This is a genomic window from Curtobacterium sp. CFBP9011 (assembly GCF_034045095.1).
Taxonomy (GTDB): Bacteria; Actinomycetota; Actinomycetes; order Actinomycetales; family Microbacteriaceae; genus Curtobacterium.
In genome coordinates, this window is record NZ_JAXCWN010000004.1 from 121,237 (window position 1) to 137,707 (window position 16,471).

A 16,471-nucleotide genomic window follows, 5' to 3' on the forward strand; every position below is an offset into this window, starting at 1 on the left:
TCAGAAAACACCACCCCCGGTTCCTCGTATCGATTCGACCCGTTTCTCGGTAGCGTGGTCGACATGTCGCAGACGACGGACGCATCGAAGACGCTGCGCGTGGGGGTGGTCGGGCTCGGGTACGCCGGGACGACGCACCTCGACGCCTACACCGCACTCCCCGGCACCGAGGTGGTGGCACTCGCGGGCAAGGAGACCGAGCGGCTCCACGAGCTCGCCGAGACCCGCCACGTGCCGCACACGTACCCGGACTGGCAGGACCTGGTCGCCCGGGACGACCTGGACATCGTCTCGATCGGGGTGCCGAACTCCCTGCACGCCCCGATCGCCATCGCCGCGCTCGAGAGCGGCAAGCACGTCTTCTGCGAGAAGCCCCTGGCCACCACCGGCGCCGAGGCCCAGGCCATGGTCGACGCCGCCGTCGCGAACGACCGCGTGCTCGAGGTCGCCTACAACCACCGCCGCCGTGCCGACGTGCAGTTCCTGGCCGACCACGTCCGCCCCGTCGACGGGCAGGACGGCCCGCTCGGGCACGTCTACCACGCCCGCGCGAGCTGGCGTCGACGCGCCGGCATCCCCGGCATCACGTCGTGGTTCACGAACAAGGACGCCGCCGGCGGGGGCCCGCTCATCGACCTCGGCTCGCACGTGCTCGACATCGCGATGTACCTGATGGGGGAACCCCGGGTCGTCGCCGTCAGCGCCGTCGCGTACAACGAGCTCGGCACCGCCGGCCGCGGTGGCAGCACCGGCGGCGGCCCCGTCTCCGACGCGACCGGTCGCCCGTTCGACGTCGAGGACTTCGCGAACGCCCTGCTCCGCTTCGAGGACGGCTCGAGCCTGCAGCTGCAGGCTTCGTGGGCGTCCTACTCCAAGGACGACGAGGACATCGAGGTCGAGCTCCTCGGGTCCACCGGCGGCGCCCGGCTGTTCGTCCGGAACTACGCCACCGAGGGCACCGTCGAGCTGTACTCCGACATCGACGGCGTCCCCGCGGTCACCCGTCCCGCCGTGCACGTGCCGGCCGGCCACCACCAGCGGGTCATCGAGGAGTTCCTCGCCACCATCCGCTCCGGTGCACACGAGGGTCACCACGGCGAGTTCGCACTGCACCGCACCCGGGTCGTCGACGCCGTCTACGCCTCGGCGCAGGCCGGTCGCGAAGTGGAGGTCGTCCGGTGAACATCGTCGTCTGGAACGAGAACGTCCACGAGACCCGCGGTGACGAGACCGTCCGCGAGCACTACCCCGACGGCATCCACACCGTGGTCGCCGCCGGCCTGGAGGCACGACTCGCCTCCGCCGACACCGTCACGACCGCCACGCTGCAGGAACCCGAACACGGGCTGACCGAGGAGCGTCTGGCCGCGACCGACGTCCTGTTCTGGTGGGGTCACATCGCCCACGACGAGGTCGCGGACGAGGTCGTCGACCGGGTCGTCCGGCACGTGCACGCCGGCATGGGCCTGGTCGTGCTGCACTCCGGCCACTACTCGAAGCCGTTCACCCGGCTGATGGGGACGACCTGCTCGCTGAAGTGGCGCAACGACGGCGAGCGTGAACTGGTCTGGACGATCGCGCCCGAGCACCCGATCGCCGCCGGGGTCCCGCACCCGATCGTCATCGACCGCCAGGAGATGTACGGCGAGTACTTCGACATCCCGCGCCCGGACGAAGAGGTCTTCCTGTCGACGTTCGCCGGCGGCGAGGTGTTCCGCTCCGGCGTCGCCTACCGCCGCGGACTCGGTCGGGTGTTCTACTTCTCGCCCGGTGACCAGGAGTACCCGGTGTACCACCACCCCGACATCCAGCGGGTCCTGGCGAACGCCGCCGGGTGGGCAGCACCGACCGGTCCGCGCCGCCAGCTCACCGCAGACCCCCACCCGAGGGACTGGTTCCTGGACGACGCTTCGCGTAGACAGGGGGGATGACCGGACCGCAGGACGTCGACCACCGCACGGCCCTGGTCGAGGCGCTCGACGTCCTGGGTGCCGGCCCCGAGGAGCGCTTCGACCGGATCACCCGGATGACCCACGACGCGTTCGGGGTCCCGCTGACCTTCCTCAACCTGGTGCACGGCGACCTGGTGACCACGCAGTCGACCTACGGGTGGAACCAGGGCACGAGCGTGCCGGCGAACGAGCAGTTCTGCGCCACCACCGTGCTCACGCCGGAGCCGATGGTGATCCCGGACGCCCGGCTCGACCCCCGCTTCGCGCACACCCCGGCCGTCGCCGAGCACGGCATCCGCTTCTACGCCGGAGCGCCGCTGTCGATGCACGACGGCACCCGCGTCGGCACGCTCTGCATCATGGACGCCGAGCCGCGCACGTTCTCGGCGACGGACCTGGCGCTGCTCCGGGACCTGGCGAGGTGGGCCGAACGCGAGCTCGGCTACGCGATCGAACGCGACCGGCTCGCCAAGGTACGGGAGGCACTGGTGCCGGATCCACTCGACGTCCCGGGGCACGACATGGCGACGCTCGCTGTCCAGCGTCCGGACGGCGGTGGCGGCCTCACCGACTGGCGGATCGCCCCCGACGGCAGCCTGCACCTGACGGTCGGCGCGGTGGTCGCCGGACGCGTGTCGGCCCTCCTGGCCGCCGACGTGCGCGGTGCCCTCGCCGCCCGGACGCGACTGCCGATCACCGAGGCGATCGCCGGACTGGAGGCCCAGGTCGCCCCCGACCTGCGGGTCGCCGACGCGGTGGCCGAGCTGGTGCACGCGCGCATCGACCCGACCACCGGGCACGTCGACCTTGTCGACGCCGGACTCGGCACCGCGGTGGTGGTCGCGGCCGACGGCAGTGTCCGACCGGTCCGCTCCACGGAGCTGCCCGTCGGGCTCGGCACCGCGTCGGCACCCGGGTCCCGCTCGACGCTGTCGGTCGACCTCGCTGCCGGTGACCGGCTCGTCCTGGCGTCCGACGCGTGGGCGACCGTGCCCGGGGTCGAGGGGCCCGAGGCGATCGCAGCCCTCGTCGCCGCGCAGCCGGACGGGGCGGCGGCCGTCGAGCACGTCCGCGCGCTGCTGCCCGAGGGCGACCCGGCGACGGACCTGACGCTCGTGGTCGTCACCCGGCGCTGACTCACCGGACCCCGGTCGGACGCGTCAGCGGTACGACGTGCCGGGCTTCCCGGCGAACGCCGCGACGAGCAAGGTCGCGAGCATCCCGAACCCGGTGAGCACGACCCCGAGCCCTGCGAGCTGCCAGTACGCACTGGCGACGTGCTGCGGTTGCGTGACGATCTGCGGCCACCACGGGTCCAGGAACGGCACCGAGCCCGGGAACGGGTCGAGCCCGAACATCGCCAACCCGCCGAGCAGCAGCACGACCCCGAGGGCAGCCATCGCACCCCGACGTCCGCTGAGCATCCGGACCACGAGTGCCGCCCCCATGCCGACCAGCCCCACGACCGCGAGCGCGAAGGCCGCGACGAACACGGGCTGCGGCACGAGCGAGAACCAGTCGAGCACGGCGATCGGCACGAGCAGCCACCGCCCGGTCCTGGCCCAACGTGCGGGCGTGCGCCATCCATGCATGCCGGGAACGGTACGACACGAACCCGGACGACCGCCCGGCTACCATCGCGACCTGCACCCCTGCAACCTGCTCGTCGAGGCCGGCCCGCAGGGCGACCACCTGTCGGCGGTCGTCGACTTCGGCGACGTGACCGCGGGGGACTCCGCCGTCGACCTGGCGACCGCCTGGCTGACGCTCGACCGGGAGGCCCGGGCCGACTTCCGCCGCCGGGTCACCACCGCGGATGCGAGCCTCGACGAGCACTCGTGGGGGCGGGCCCGCGGTTGGGCGGTGTCGATCGCGTCGGCGCTCGCGGTCAGTGACGAGCCGTCCTTCCGCACGGTCGCGCGGCGGGCGATCGACGCGGTGCTCGACGACTGACGGTGCGTCGGCGTCTCTCGAGATCCCTACTGGCATCCAGAACTGCAATGTTGGTATGTTCGCATGGTCCGCTCACGAAAGGATCACCATGAACAAGCGCCTCACCGTCGCCGGCCTGTCACTGGTCGCCGCGCTCTGCCTCTCGTCGCCTGCTGTCGCCGCCGAGGGCGGGTCGGCGGATGCTGACGCACCTGCCTCCACCCGGTCCATCGTCCGTGTCGGCGGTGGGTACTGGGAGTACGGCACCGCGAACGGCTTCGTCCAGTCCTTCTACAGCCACGCCAGCAAGACCCACAAGGCGACCGCCTGCGACGGCAAGAACCGCTGTGCGTACAGCGGCTGGAAGCCCAAGGGGGCGTACGCCAGCGCCATCCGGGACAAGACCGCGAGCGGCAACACTGCCTACTGGGGCGTGAAGTAACGCGCCAGCGCGCCGCTTCTCCACACCATGCGTCCTGATCGGTCCTCCTGGCTCGTCCTCATGGCGATGACCTTCTCCGCCGCCGTCGCCATCGCGCTCGCCCTGCTCGCGACGCTCGACCGGTCCGAGCAGACCTTCCCCACCGCGCGAACGGTGGTCGTCGTCCTCGATGTCCCGGAAGACGTCGACTTCGCGCGGTTGCTCCGGGAGCAGGCAGACCAGGACCACATCGACTTCTACCGGGTCCAGGCCGACCCCGACCGGGTCGGCCGACGGCTCGTCCACGCGGTCGTCGGGGACCCGGGCGCGTTCACCCGTGTCTTCCGCGACGGCGAGTACCGCGGTGGTGTGGCTGAGCAGCCAGTGGTCCTCAGCGAGCGCGAGACGTCGACGCGTGGTGTGTACTTCTCGACCGCGTCGTCGGATCAGGCTTCGGCGTTCGTCGCCGAGCTCCGCAGCGCGGGTGTCGACGCGCGGAACGAACCGGCTGGCTGGTGGACAGCGATCGTGTTCACGATCGGCCGACCCGGGGTCGGGGTCGCCCTCGGCGCCTCGGGCGTCGCGGTCATGATGCTCGGGCGGCTGTGTGGGAGATCGGCGGCCCGTCGGCTGGGCGTCGCGGAAGTCCTCGGTGTGCCCCGGACACGGTACGCGGAGACCGCCCGAGCACTGCGGTGTCAGATCGTCGTCGCGCTCGCTGCGGCCGCTGCCGGGTCAGCCGCCGCGCTCGTCCTGGTCGGCTCACAACTGCCGGCCGTCCTCGCGGTCGCTGCGTGTGCGTACTGGACCTCCGCCGGCCTGTTCCTCGGAGCGATGGCAACGGGCTGGCCACGCACCGCGGCGGAACGGCTGCGGGCCGGTGGGAGCGCTTGGCGACCGCGGGGCAGTACCGCGCTCGCCACGTCGGTCCTCCGGATCACGGCGGTCACGAGCGTTGCGCTCGTGGCCGGTCCGCTCGTGGACCGCGTCGTCCTGCTCGACCAGTACCGCCTGGCGGGGGAGACCCGCCTCGACTGCTCGCAGTGCGTGACGCCGCTGTTGTCGGGGACGCTGCTCCCCGACGAGATCGAGTCGGCGGCACCGGCGTTCGCTCGTCTCTACCGGACGGTCGACGACGGGCGGTCGGTCTTGGCGAGCCATCCCGTCATGCCGGTCGGGCGCGGCGTGGAGCCGGACGTGGGCAACACGCTCGTGGTCAACCGCGAGTACCTCGACCGTGTGCAGCCCGCGCTCCCCGAGCCGTGGCCGGGGCGGACCAGCACGAGGTCCGGGGAGTGGGCGCTCTTCGTACCGGAGCGCGGCGTCCCGTCGACAGCGGGCGTCGTCGAACAGTGGCGTGAGTGGTTCACGTTCCAGCGCGAGGTCGACCCGACGCTCGCCGTACCGCGCGCCCCGGTGGTCATCGAGTACGCCCCCCGCTCGGTCTTCACCTTCGGCGCGGCGACGGACGAAGCGCCCCTGTTCGCGGACGCACCCGTCATCGCTGTCGTCCCTGCGGCGTCCGAGCTGCTGAGCGGCGACTTCCTGACGGCCGCTGCGTCGAACGGTCAACTGCTCCTCGACGTCGACGACCCGGAGCAGGTCATCCGCGCAGCTGGTCTGGCTGACGCCGTCGGTTCGCTGCATCGTTGGCCGGCGGTGACAGCCGCTCATCGGAGCGCTCTCATGCGGACGGCCCTGGCGGAGGCGATCGCTGTGGCGCTCGTGCTGGCGGTGATCGCCATGGCCGCCTCCACCCGCGCGCAGACGCTCCGCTGGTCGGACGCGATGCGGGTGCGGGAGGCGACCGCTCTGGGCCTCCGCCCGCTCCGTGTCCACGCGCGGACACTCGTCGCCGAGTGCGGCGTCCTCGTCACCTCCGTCGGGGTCGCGGCGGCAGTCTCGCTGGCACTCGGAGCTGCGTCGGCTCCTGCTCTCCTCGCGGCGTCGGTGCTCGCGTGCGCGACGTCGGGAGCCGTCGTCGGGGCAGTGGTCCGGAACGCCGGAGTCGGAGGCGACGCGGATGCGACCTGAGCAGACGGTGGAGGTCCGAGCGCATCGGCATGCGAGGAACGGGCGAGTGCTGGTCGCCGTCCCCGAGGTGGTGTTCGGGCCGTCCACGCTGACGGCGGTCACCGGTGCGAGTGGTGTCGGCAAGTCGACGTTCCTGCGTCTCGTCGGCGGAGTCGAACGTCCGGTACCCCGAGTGGTCCTGGTCGACGGCAACGACCTCGGCCTGCTCTCCGACCGGCGGCTGCGGCGGTTCCGTCGCGACCGGGTCGGTTTCATGTCGCAGGACGCGGGGCTCGTCCCGTCATGGTCCGTGCGCCAGAACCTGGCACTCGCGCAGCGAGCGACGCCGGACCGCCCGGTCAGCCGACCCGCTCCGCCGCTGCAGGCATGCGCGTCGCTCGGCATCGATGCCCTCATGGACACGCCGGTGCATGCCCTGAGCGGGGGCGAACGACAGCGGGTCGCGCTCGCCCGGGTGCTCGTCCGCCGTCCGGGTCTCGTCCTGCTCGACGAGCCGACCGCCGCGTTGGACGCAGGTACCACCGCGGTCGTCGTCGAGATGATCGACGTCCTCCGGAGCGAGGGCGCGACCGTGATCGTCGCGACACACGACGGCGACGTCGTCCGGGCGGCGGACCGGACGCTGTCCCTCGACGGGACCGCACCCGGGCTCCACTTCCCGCAGGAGGGGTGACGGGGGCTACCGCGAGCGCGACGGCGGGGTTAGCGTCTCCCCACACCATCCGTGCACGTGAAGATCGGGAGGGGCCTCATGACCCTCGAGTTCCGCGTCCAGCACGACGTCGCCACTGACGCCGACCCCGCACCCCGGACCGCACCACGCGGTCGGGTACGCCGGGTCCTCGAGCATCTCGCCGCCCGACGGACCGCTGCGCAGCTGCGTCGGCTCGACACGGACCTGGCCGAACTCGCCGACCTGCAGCGCGTGCTCTCCGAGGCCCGGGGCGTCGTCGACCGCGGATGGATCCAGCACGCCTGGTTCGCCTACGTCGACGAGCGGGGCCGGACCCGGACCGCGTCGAGTGCCGCCGCGACCGAGGTGGCCGGCCGTCCCCTGGTCGGTGCGTGCCTGGTCGGGGCCGTCGTGGACGCTGCGGGCGGGCCGCACGCGGTGCACTCGCAGCCGGTGCAGCGTTCCCTGGACCTCGTCTGGCACGCCCTCGCATCGGCCGAGGGATCGCCCGTCACGTGGTGCCCGGCGCCGGACATCCGGATGGGCCGGGTGCGGGACCTGACCCGCTGGAACGACAGCGCGGGACGGACCGCGGAGCAGGTCTCCGGGCTGCTGCTCACGGCGGAGCGGGTGGCGTTGCACGAGTCCGATCGGGTCGCCGGCCTGGCCGGTGCACTGCGGTCCCATAGCGCAGGAGTTCCCGTCCTCAGCTGAGATCGTTACAGACCTCCCAGGGTCGGCCGGGTCGAGTGCTGCTGATCAGGGGTTCTCGCCGCACAGGTTCCGCCGTGGAACCGTCGTTCTCCTGATCGGCATTCGGCGTGGGCTGAGCATCTGCGTAGCTTGGGGCCCGTTCGTGCCCCGATCCGTGGGTCGAACTGCCGACCCGAGGGAGTGCAGAACCGGTGTTCCAGTACATCGCCGAGCGATGGGACCAGATCTGGTTCTCGTCCTGGCAGCACTTCTCACTGGTGGTCCAGTGCGTCGTGCTCGCGACCGTCATCGCCGTGGTCCTCGCGGCGCTCGTCTACCGGGTGCCCGGACTGCGGTCCGCCGCGAACGAGATCTCCACGATCGGCCTGACGCTGCCGTCGTTCGCGGTCATCGGTCTGCTGCTCGTCCCGCTCGGCTTCGGCGTCGTGCCGTCCGTCGTCACGGTGACGTTCTTCGCCGCGCTGCCGATCCTCCGGAACGCGGTCGTCGGGCTCAACGAGATCCCGCCCGCGGTCGTCGAGTCGGCGCGGGGCATCGGGATGAGCCGCTTCCGCACGCTCGTGCAGGTCGAACTGCCGATGGCGTGGCCGATCATCCTCACCGGTGTCCGGGTCTCTGCCCAGATGGTGATGGGCGTCGCCGCGGTCGCCGCGTACGCGCTCGGCCCGGGACTCGGCAGCTTCATCTTCTCCGGACTCTCCCGCCTCGGTGGCGCGAACTCCCTCAACTCCGTCGTCGTCGGCACCGTGGGCGTCGTCCTGCTCGCCCTGGTGCTCGACCTCCTGCTCCTCGGCCTCGGCCGCCTGACCACCTCGAGAGGTATCCGTGTCCAGCACTGACTCCCCGACCACCGCGCCCGACTCCGATGTCACCGGTCGGAGCATCCTGCTCGACCAGGTCACCAAGCGGTACCCCGGTCAGGCGAAGCCCGCGGTCGACGGCATCACGCTCGAGATCCCGGCCGGCAAGATCGTCATGCTCGTCGGCCCGTCCGGCTGCGGCAAGACCACCACGCTGAAGATGATCAACCGGCTCATCGAGCCCACCGAGGGTCGCATCGTCGTCGGCGACGACGACGTGACGAAGATCGACGGCGACGAACTGCGCCGTCGGATGGGCTACGTCATCCAGGCCGGCGGGCTCTTCCCGCACATGACCGTCGCGGCGAACATCGCCGTGGTGCCGAAGATGCTCGGCTGGTCGAAGGACAAGATCGCGGCCCGCGTCGACGAACTGCTCGACCTGGTCTCGCTCGACCCGGACACCTACCGCGACCGGTACCCCCGCGAGCTCTCCGGCGGACAGCAGCAGCGCGTCGGCGTCGCCCGCGCCCTGGCCGCCGACCCGCCCGTCCTGCTGATGGACGAGCCGTTCGGTGCGGTCGACCCGATCACCCGCCAGCGCCTGCAGGACGAGCTCATCCGCATCCAGGCGGAGCTGCACAAGACGATCGTCATCGTCACGCACGACTTCGACGAGGCCGTGAAGCTCGGCGACTGGATCGTCGTGTTCTCCGAGGGCGCGCACATCGTGCAGTACGACTCCCCGGAGCGGATCCTCGCCGAGCCCGCGAACGAGTTCGTCGAGAACTTCATCGGCTCGGGTGCCGGGCTCAAGCAGCTGACGCTGACCCGCGTGCGGGAGGTCGGGCTCGCCGACGCCGTCACGTGCTCCCCGGGCGAGCAGGCCCAGGCCGTGCTGCAGCGGATGCGTGAGGCCGGGGGCCACGGTCACGCCGTGGTCGTCGACCAGCGCCAGCGTCCGATCGGGTGGCCGTCCCGCCGCCAGCTCGAGCGGCTCGACCGGATCCCGGACGGCACCGAGGCGAACCTGCCCGTCGTGTCCGAGGCCTCGACCCTCAACGACGCCCTCGACACCATGCTCGTCTCGAGCGCCGGCGCCGCACTGGTGACCGGTCGACGCGACGCGTTCCAGGGCGTCATCACGGTCGAGACGGTGATGGACGCGATCACCCGCACCCGTGCCGCCGCGGCCGAGGAGCAGGCGTACACACCCGTCGGCACGAACACGAACCCGCTCGAGACGCTGCCGAGCTCCCCCGTCGCCGCCCGGGACGACCAGTGAGCGACGTCGTCACCGCCTCCCCGGCCACCGGGAAGCGGACCAGCTGGCTCGGACTGGTGATCCAGCCCGTGGCGATCCTCGTGGTCCTCGGCGCGTTCGCCCTGTGGCTGGCGAACGCGGACCTGACCGCTTCCGAGCGTTCGACCCTCAACCCCTCGGGGCTGCTCGACCTGACCTGGCAGCACGTCATGCTCACGATCGTGTCGACGGTCATCGTGCTCGTGATCGCCATCCCGCTCGGCATCGCGCTCACCCGCGGTCCGCTGCGGAAGGCGAGCGGGGCGATCCTGGCCGTCGCGAACTTCGGTCAGGCCGCACCCGCGGTCGGGCTCGTCGTGCTCCTGGCGTTCTGGCTCGGCTTCACGTTCTGGGCCGCCGTCGTCGCGCTGGTGCTCTACGCGATCCTGCCGGTGCTCCGGAACACGATCATCGGCATCGAGAGCGTCGACTCCCGACTGGTCGAGGCTGGTCGTGGCATGGGCATGAGCGCCGCCGCCGTCCTGCTGAAGGTCGAACTGCCGCTCGCCGTCCCGGTGATGCTCGCCGGCATCCGCACCGCGCTCGTGCTGCTGGTCGGGTCCGCCGCCCTCGCGACGTTCATCGGCGCCGGCGGCCTGGGCCTCCTGATCACCACCGGTGTGAACCTGTTCCTGCCGAAGGTGCTCGTCTCCGGGGCGCTCCTCATCGCGCTCCTCGCCCTCTCCATCGACTGGCTCGGCCGCATCGTCGAGACGTTCGCCCGACCGAAGGGACTCCGATGACCCGCACGCGCACCACGGGCCGCCGCGCCCGCCGTCTGCTCGCCGCCGTCGTCCTGGCGGGCGCGACCACGAGCCTCCTGGCCGGCTGCGGTCTGCAGCCCGCTGCCGCCTTCGTACCCGCCGCGGCACCCGGCACGATCAAGCACATCGACGGCCTGCCGGAGGACGCGAAGCTCACCGTCACGTCGAAGAACTTCACGGAGCAGCTGGTCCTCGGCAAGATCGCGGTCCTGGCTGCCTCGGCCGCCGGCTTCGACGTCACCGACGAGACGAACGTGCCGGGCTCGGTGGCCGTCCGCCAGCTGATGACCGGGCACGACGCCGACGTCACGTACGAGTACACCGGCACCGCCTGGTTGACCTTCATGGCGCACAAGCAGGGGATCCCGGACAAGACGAAGCAGTGGCAGGCCGTCAAGGACGAGGACGCCGGCAACGGGCTCACCTGGCTGAAGCCCGCTCCGATGAACAACACGTACGCGTTCGCGGTGCGGAAGGAGGCGGTCAAGGACCTCGGCGGCATCACGAAGCTGTCGCAGATCGCCGACCTGCCGGCCGACCAGCGCACGTTCTGCGTGGAGTCCGAGTTCAACTCGCGCGCCGACGGCTTCAAGCCGATGCTCGCGAAGTACGGTCTGACGCTCGGCGGCTCCGGCGACGGGGCGATCCCGAAGGGCAACGTCGACATCCTCGACACCGGCACCGTCTACACGGCGACCGACCGCGGCACGTGCAACTTCGGTGAGGTGTTCACCACCGACGGCCGCATCAAGTCGCTCGGGCTGCAGGTGCTGCAGGACGACCGCGGGTTCTTCCCGGCGTACAACGTCGCCCCGGTGCTCTCGAGCGCGACCCTGGAGAAGTACCCGCAGCTCGAGGGGATCTACGACCAGATCTCGCCGAAGCTGACCGATGCGGTGCTGCAGGAGCTCAACCGGCAGGTCGACGTCGAGGGCCGCGAGCCGGCGGACGTCGCCTTCGAGTGGATGGTCAAGGAGGGCTTCATCACGAAGCCCTAGTCGCGACGTCGCGTCGCGACGTCGCGTCGCGACGCGACCTGCTGACGGACGGGAGGCACGGTGCCAGCTGGCACCGTGCCTCCCGTCCGTCCGTCTGTCGTCCGGTCCGTCTGTGCGACGTCTCGTCATCCTGTCCGGGGGACGCGGTCGACGTTCGGACCGGGCCCATTACGCTGTCCCCGTGTCAGAGCCACGACGGAGTCCGGGCAGCCAAGCTTCACTGCGTGAAGCCAACCGGGGTCGCGTCGTCGCAGCGGTCAAGCGCCACGGCGGTCTGACCCAGGTCGAGTTGGCCGGCGCGACCGGCCTCAGCCCCGCGACGGTGTCGAACATCGTCAAGGAGCTCGTCGCCACCGGTGCCCTGCACGCGACGCCGAGCACCTCGAGCGGCCGCCGAGCACTGCGGGTGACGCTGCCGCACGGCCTCGGCCTGGTCGCCGGCGTGCACGTCTCGCCCCGGCACCTGCGCCTGGCGCTGTCCGACCTCAACGGGACCGTCCTGGCCGAGCGACACATGCCCCTGGCCCGCGACCACCGGGCGGACGCCGAACTCGACAAGACGGCGCTGCTCGTGATGGACATGGCCGAGTCGGTGGAGTCCTCGATGGACGAGGTGCTGGCCGTCGGCCTGGCCGTGGCGGCGCCGATCGACCGGCGGACCGGGATGACCGCGCGGGGCGGGATCTTCCGCGGCTGGGACGGGCTGCCGATCGGGGAGTCGCTCGCACGTCGGGTCGGCAAGCCGGTGCAGGTGGACAACTCGGCGAACCTGTCCGCGCTGGCGGAGCACCGGAGCGGTGCCGCCCGCGGACGGGACACCTCGATCACGCTCGACGTCGGTACCGGCATCGGGGCGGGCCTGATCCTGGACGGCCGCTTGTTCCGTGGGCACCACGGCGTCGCGGGCGAGTTCGGTCACACGCCCGTCGTCCCGCACGGCCCCATCTGCCGGTGCGGCAACCGCGGCTGTCTGGAGGCCGTGGCCGGTGCGCCCGCCGTGCTCGAGAGCATCCGCGACGAGGTCGGGACCCTGAAGACGGCGGACCTGATCCTCCGGGCGATGTCGGGCGACCCGGTGTGCATCCGGGCGATCGCGGACGCCGGGCGGGCGATCGGGACGGCGGCGGTGGGGCTCTGCAACGTGCTCGACCCGGAGCGGCTCGTGGTGACGGGGGAGTTCGCGCGTGCGGGGGAGCTGCTCCTCGGCCCGATGCGGCACGCGCTCGAGTCGATGCTCATCGTCGACGCGGACGGGACCCCGGACGTCGTGCAGGGCCAGCTCGGCGAGAAGGCCGCCGTGACCGGGGCGCTGGCGGTCGCGATCGAAGCGGTGGACGTCCGCCACTGACGATCGCTCGATAACGATTCCGTCACGGCACCGCACCCTTGCGTTCAACTCTTGCAGCCAAGAACCGCCACTGGCACACTCAGGTCACCGCCAACGTGGGCGGTCCACCTGTTGGAGGACATTTCGATGAAGAAAGCCACCACACGAGCCATGCTGGGCGTCGGCGCCCTGCTGCTCGCGATCACCACCCTGGCGGGCTGTTCGAACGGAGCCGGTGCCGGAACGGGCTCCGGCGGCGGCGGGGGCGACGCCTCCAAGGCCAAGATCGGCCTGCTCCTGCCCGACTCCGTCACGGCTCGCTACGCCAGCGCCGACCGCCCGCTCTTCACCGCCGAGGTCAAGAAGCAGTGCAGCGGCTGCTCCGTCGTCTACGCGAACGCGGACGGCGACGCGTCCAAGCAGCTGCAGCAGGCCCAGTCCATGCTCACGCAGGGCGTCAAGGTCCTGGTCCTCGACCCGTTCGACGGTGAGGCCGCAGCCTCGATCGTGCAGCAGGCCAAGGCCAAGAAGGTGCCGGTCATCTCCTACGACCGACTCATCAACAGCCCGGACCTCAGCTACTACATCTCGTTCGACAACGAGAAGGTCGGTCAGCTGCAGGGCGAGGCGCTCATCAAGGCCCTCAAGGCGAAGGACGTCCCCGAAGGCTCCGGCATCATCATGGTGAACGGCTCCCCGACGGACAACAACGCCTCGCAGTTCAAGGCCGGTGCCCACAAGGCGATCGACGACAGCGGTTACAAGGTGCTGGCCGAGTTCGACACCCCCGGCTGGGACCCCGCCAAGGCGCAGGACTGGGCAGCTGGACAGATCAGCAAGCTCGGTGCCGACAAGATCACCGGCGTCTACGCGGCCAACGACGACACCGGCGGCGGCGTCATCGCGGCCCTGAAGTCGGCCGGCGTCTCCGAGCTCCCGCCCGTCACCGGCCAGGACGCGTCCCTCGCGGGCATCCAGCGCATCCTCTCGGGTGAGCAGTACATGACCGTCTACAAGGCGTTCAAGCCCGAGGCGTCGAAGGCGGCCGACCTGGCCATCCAGTTCGCCAAGGGTGAGACCCCGAAGGGTGACACCACCACGAAGACGGCGGGCGGCGCGAGCGTGCAGTCCACCCTCCTCGACCCGGTCGCCGTGACGACCGAGAACGTGCAGGACACCGTCATCAAGGACGGTCTCTACACGGTCAAGCAGGTCTGCACCTCGCAGTACGCCAGCGCCTGCTCGAAGAACGGCATCGAGTAAGCAACACCCCCCGGCCGCCCGGTCCGATCCGGACCGGGCGGCCCGCACGCACTTCCGATCGAGGACGACACCGTGAGCACCGAGCCCCCAGCAGCACACCCCACCACCGAACCCGTGATGTCCCTCCGCGGCATCGACAAGCGGTTCGGTGCCGTCCAGGCCCTCAGCGACATCGACTTCGACGTCTACCCGGGTGAGGTCGTCGCCATCGTCGGCGACAACGGCGCCGGCAAGTCGACGTTCGTGAAGATCCTCGCCGGTGTCTACACACCGGACGGCGGCACGATCACCTTCAACGGCGACGAGGTCACCGTCCCGAACCCGGCAGCGGCCCAGTCGCTCGGCATCGCCACCGTCTTCCAGGACCTGGCCCTCGCCGACAACCTCGACGTGGTGTCGAACCTGTACCTCGGTCGGGAGATCGCCAAGCCCTTCCTCGACGAGGAGGAGATGGAACGCCGCTCGTGGGAGCTCCTGCAGCAGCTCGCCGCGCGGATCCCCTCCGTGCGCATCCCGATCGCGTCCCTGTCCGGGGGCCAGCGGCAGACGGTCGCGATCGCCCGGTCCCTGATCGGCGACCCGCAGGTCGTCATCCTCGACGAACCGACCGCAGCACTCGGCGTCGCGCAGACCGCCGAGGTCCTCAACCTCGTCGAACGTCTCCGTGAGCGCGGCCTCGGCGTCGTCCTCATCAGCCACAACCTCGCCGACGTGCAGGCCGTCGCCGACCGGGTCGCGGTGCTGCGACTCGGTCGGAACAACGGCACCTTCCGCATCGACGACGTCTCCTACGAGGAGATCATCGCGGCCATCACCGGCGCGACCGACAACGCGGTCACCCGTCGTGCCGCGGCCCGGACCGAGCAGGAGACCACCGCATGAGCAAGACCGACGAGACCCTCACCGCGTCGAACCCGACCCCGTCGGCCGCCGACCTGCAGGACGAGCGGCTGCTCCGCGACCAGGGCATCGGCGGCGCCGCGAAGGCGTTCATCCGCCGGGTCCGCGGCGGCGACATCGGCTCGCTGCCGGTCGTCGTCGGCCTCATCGTCATCTGGGCGGTGTTCCAGGCGCTCTCGCCCGACTTCCTGTCCCCGGGCAACCTCGTCAACCTCGCCCTGCAGTGCGCGGCCGTCGGCACCATCGCGATCGGCATCGTCCTGGTGCTGCTCCTCGGCGAGATCGACCTGTCCGTCGGCAGCGTCAGCGGTCTGGCGGCCGCGATCCTCGGTCAGGGGCTGACGTCCCTGGGCTGGCCGCTCTGGCTGGTCATCGTCGTGGCGCTGGCGGTCGGTCTGGCAGCCGGTCTGCTCTACGGTCTGCTCTTCACCCGCTTCGGTGTCCCGAGCTTCGTCATCACCCTGGCCGGTCTGCTCGGCTTCCTCGGCCTGCAGCTGCTCATCCTCGGCCCGAACGGCTCGATCAACCTGCCGTACGACTCGCCGATCGTGCAGTTCGCCTCGGCGTCGTACCTGCCGCCGTGGCTGGCCTACCTGTTCGCCGCGGTCGCCGCCGGTGGCCTGTTCGTCACCGAGGTCCGTCGCGCCGGCCGTCGTCGTCGCGCCGGCCTGTCCACCGGGGCGATGTCCCTGACGATCGCGAAGTCCGCCGCCCTGTTCATCGGGCTCGCCGTGATGGTCTGGTACCTGTCGCAGGACTTCGGCACCGGCACGTCCTTCGTGTTCTTCGTCGTGCTCGTCGTCCTCATGAACTTCCTGCTCAAGCGCACCCGCTGGGGCCGTTCGGTCTTCGCGGTCGGCGGCAACGTCGAGGCCGCCCGCCGCTCCGGCATCCGGGTGAACCGCATCTACATCTCGGTGTTCATGCTCACCTCGCTGTTCGCCACGATCGGCGGCATCCTGGCGGCGGCACGGCTCAACTCGGCCAGCCTGTCCTCGGGTGCCGGCGACACGAACCTCAACGCGATCGCCGCGGCGGTCATCGGTGGGACGAGCCTGTTCGGCGGACGCGGCAGCGCGTGGTCGGCACTGCTCGGCATCATCGTGATCCAGTCGATCTCGAACGGGCTCACCCTGCTCAGCCTCGACTCCTCGATCCGCTACATGATCACGGGCGCGGTCCTGCTGCTCGCCGTCATCATCGACTCGCTGTCGCGTCGCAGCCGCGCCAGCCACGGGGCGGCCTGAGCCGACGGCCTGCGTCGCGACCCGATCCGGACGGGAGGCACGGTGCCAGCTGGCACCGTGCCTCCCGTCCGTCGGTCCACGGCCGCACCGTTCCTCCGCGGTCGGACCGTTCCTCCACAGCGGGCCGGTCCCGCAGCCCGCGG

General features: G+C 71.1%; 17 protein-coding genes. 16 read left to right on the forward strand and 1 reads right to left on the reverse strand.

Translation table 11 applies throughout. From position 1 onward, the window contains the following. Positions 1-63: 63 nt before the first annotated feature. Genes SOM35_RS10215 through SOM35_RS10225 form a run of 3 tightly spaced genes read left to right on the forward strand, consistent with a single transcriptional unit; the run spans position 64 to position 3,088 of the window. Positions 64-1,182 (forward strand): Gfo/Idh/MocA family protein, encoded by a 1,119-nt coding sequence (locus SOM35_RS10215; protein WP_320515316.1) that lies wholly within the window; start codon positions 64-66, stop codon positions 1,180-1,182. Further along, positions 1,179-1,931, forward strand: a complete 753-nt coding sequence (locus tag SOM35_RS10220; RefSeq protein ID WP_320515317.1) for a ThuA domain-containing protein — start codon at positions 1,179-1,181, stop codon at positions 1,929-1,931. Before SOM35_RS10215 ends, SOM35_RS10220 begins: the two co-directional genes overlap by 4 nt. After that, complete coding sequence (locus SOM35_RS10225) at positions 1,928-3,088, forward strand: PP2C family protein-serine/threonine phosphatase (RefSeq protein ID WP_320515318.1); 1,161 nt, start codon at positions 1,928-1,930, stop codon at positions 3,086-3,088. The genes SOM35_RS10220 and SOM35_RS10225 overlap by 4 nt, the downstream gene beginning before the upstream one ends. A gap of 24 nt (positions 3,089-3,112) precedes the next feature. Here the strand turns inward: SOM35_RS10225 and SOM35_RS10230 are convergent, their stop codons facing one another. Next, entirely contained in the window at positions 3,113-3,544 is a 432-nt protein-coding gene (locus tag SOM35_RS10230) for a hypothetical protein (RefSeq protein WP_320515319.1), read from the reverse strand. Between SOM35_RS10230 and SOM35_RS10235 the strand changes: the two genes are divergently transcribed. The 13 genes from SOM35_RS10235 (at position 3,543) to SOM35_RS10295 (ending at position 16,328) form a co-directional block, all read left to right on the forward strand. Beyond that, positions 3,543-3,905 (forward strand): phosphotransferase, encoded by a 363-nt coding sequence (locus SOM35_RS10235; protein WP_320515320.1) that lies wholly within the window; start codon positions 3,543-3,545, stop codon positions 3,903-3,905. The genes SOM35_RS10230 and SOM35_RS10235 overlap by 2 nt on opposite strands. Before the next feature lie 88 nt (positions 3,906-3,993). Beyond that, on the forward strand, positions 3,994-4,326 hold the full coding sequence (locus tag SOM35_RS10240) for a lactococcin 972 family bacteriocin (protein ID WP_320515321.1): 333 nt from the start codon (positions 3,994-3,996) through the stop codon (positions 4,324-4,326). 27 nt (positions 4,327-4,353) lie between these two features. Next, entirely contained in the window at positions 4,354-6,339 is a 1,986-nt protein-coding gene (locus tag SOM35_RS10245; protein WP_320515322.1) for a hypothetical protein, read from the forward strand. 46 nt (positions 6,340-6,385) lie between these two features. Then, positions 6,386-7,012: an ATP-binding cassette domain-containing protein gene (locus tag SOM35_RS10250; RefSeq protein ID WP_320515323.1), complete on the forward strand. Its 627-nt coding sequence runs from the start codon at positions 6,386-6,388 to the stop codon at positions 7,010-7,012. A gap of 57 nt (positions 7,013-7,069) precedes the next feature. Continuing rightward, a complete protein-coding gene (locus SOM35_RS10255; protein ID WP_320515324.1) occupies positions 7,070-7,726 on the forward strand; it encodes a DUF6197 family protein in 657 nt (218 codons plus the stop codon). 191 nt (positions 7,727-7,917) lie between these two features. Beyond that, on the forward strand, positions 7,918-8,565 hold the full coding sequence (locus SOM35_RS10260; RefSeq protein ID WP_111074059.1) for an ABC transporter permease: 648 nt from the start codon (positions 7,918-7,920) through the stop codon (positions 8,563-8,565). Then, the gene (locus SOM35_RS10265) at positions 8,552-9,811 is read left to right on the forward strand and encodes an ABC transporter ATP-binding protein (protein WP_301223240.1); all 1,260 of its coding nucleotides are present in this window, start codon (positions 8,552-8,554) and stop codon (positions 9,809-9,811) included. Before SOM35_RS10260 ends, SOM35_RS10265 begins: the two co-directional genes overlap by 14 nt. Next, positions 9,808-10,572 carry an ABC transporter permease gene (locus SOM35_RS10270; RefSeq protein ID WP_320515325.1) on the forward strand — a complete coding sequence of 255 codons (765 nt, stop codon included), beginning with the start codon at positions 9,808-9,810 and terminating at the stop codon, positions 10,570-10,572. Before SOM35_RS10265 ends, SOM35_RS10270 begins: the two co-directional genes overlap by 4 nt. Then, positions 10,569-11,591 carry a glycine betaine ABC transporter substrate-binding protein gene (locus SOM35_RS10275; RefSeq protein WP_320515326.1) on the forward strand — a complete coding sequence of 341 codons (1,023 nt, stop codon included), beginning with the start codon at positions 10,569-10,571 and terminating at the stop codon, positions 11,589-11,591. Before SOM35_RS10270 ends, SOM35_RS10275 begins: the two co-directional genes overlap by 4 nt. Before the next feature lie 181 nt (positions 11,592-11,772). Continuing rightward, positions 11,773-12,939: an ROK family transcriptional regulator gene (locus SOM35_RS10280; RefSeq protein ID WP_221852639.1), complete on the forward strand. Its 1,167-nt coding sequence runs from the start codon at positions 11,773-11,775 to the stop codon at positions 12,937-12,939. A 126-nt stretch (positions 12,940-13,065) separates the two neighbouring features. After that, a complete protein-coding gene (locus tag SOM35_RS10285; protein ID WP_111074054.1) occupies positions 13,066-14,181 on the forward strand; it encodes a sugar ABC transporter substrate-binding protein in 1,116 nt (371 codons plus the stop codon). Between the two features lie 117 nt (positions 14,182-14,298). Further along, entirely contained in the window at positions 14,299-15,063 is a 765-nt protein-coding gene (locus SOM35_RS10290; protein WP_221852642.1) for an ATP-binding cassette domain-containing protein, read from the forward strand. After that, complete coding sequence (locus SOM35_RS10295; RefSeq protein WP_111074052.1) at positions 15,060-16,328, forward strand: sugar ABC transporter permease; 1,269 nt, start codon at positions 15,060-15,062, stop codon at positions 16,326-16,328. The genes SOM35_RS10290 and SOM35_RS10295 overlap by 4 nt, the downstream gene beginning before the upstream one ends. Positions 16,329-16,471: the final 143 nt, after the last annotated feature.

Excerpts from the sequence above, each read along its gene's own strand:
- SOM35_RS10235 (WP_320515320.1), top strand. The coding sequence starts at position 3,543 with ATGCCGGGAACGGTACGACACGAACCCGGACGACCGCCCGGCTACCAT.
- SOM35_RS10230 (WP_320515319.1), bottom strand. The coding sequence starts at position 3,544 with ATGCATGGATGGCGCACGCCCGCACGTTGGGCCAGGACCGGGCGGTGG.
- SOM35_RS10215 (WP_320515316.1), top strand. The coding sequence starts at position 64 with ATGTCGCAGACGACGGACGCATCGAAGACGCTGCGCGTGGGGGTGGTC.
- SOM35_RS10290 (WP_221852642.1), top strand. The coding sequence starts at position 14,299 with ATGTCCCTCCGCGGCATCGACAAGCGGTTCGGTGCCGTCCAGGCCCTC.
- SOM35_RS10295 (WP_111074052.1), top strand. The coding sequence starts at position 15,060 with ATGAGCAAGACCGACGAGACCCTCACCGCGTCGAACCCGACCCCGTCG.
- SOM35_RS10285 (WP_111074054.1), top strand. The coding sequence starts at position 13,066 with ATGAAGAAAGCCACCACACGAGCCATGCTGGGCGTCGGCGCCCTGCTG.
- SOM35_RS10225 (WP_320515318.1), top strand. The coding sequence starts at position 1,928 with ATGACCGGACCGCAGGACGTCGACCACCGCACGGCCCTGGTCGAGGCG.
- SOM35_RS10275 (WP_320515326.1), top strand. The coding sequence starts at position 10,569 with ATGACCCGCACGCGCACCACGGGCCGCCGCGCCCGCCGTCTGCTCGCC.
- SOM35_RS10245 (WP_320515322.1), top strand. The coding sequence starts at position 4,354 with ATGCGTCCTGATCGGTCCTCCTGGCTCGTCCTCATGGCGATGACCTTC.
- SOM35_RS10240 (WP_320515321.1), top strand. The coding sequence starts at position 3,994 with ATGAACAAGCGCCTCACCGTCGCCGGCCTGTCACTGGTCGCCGCGCTC.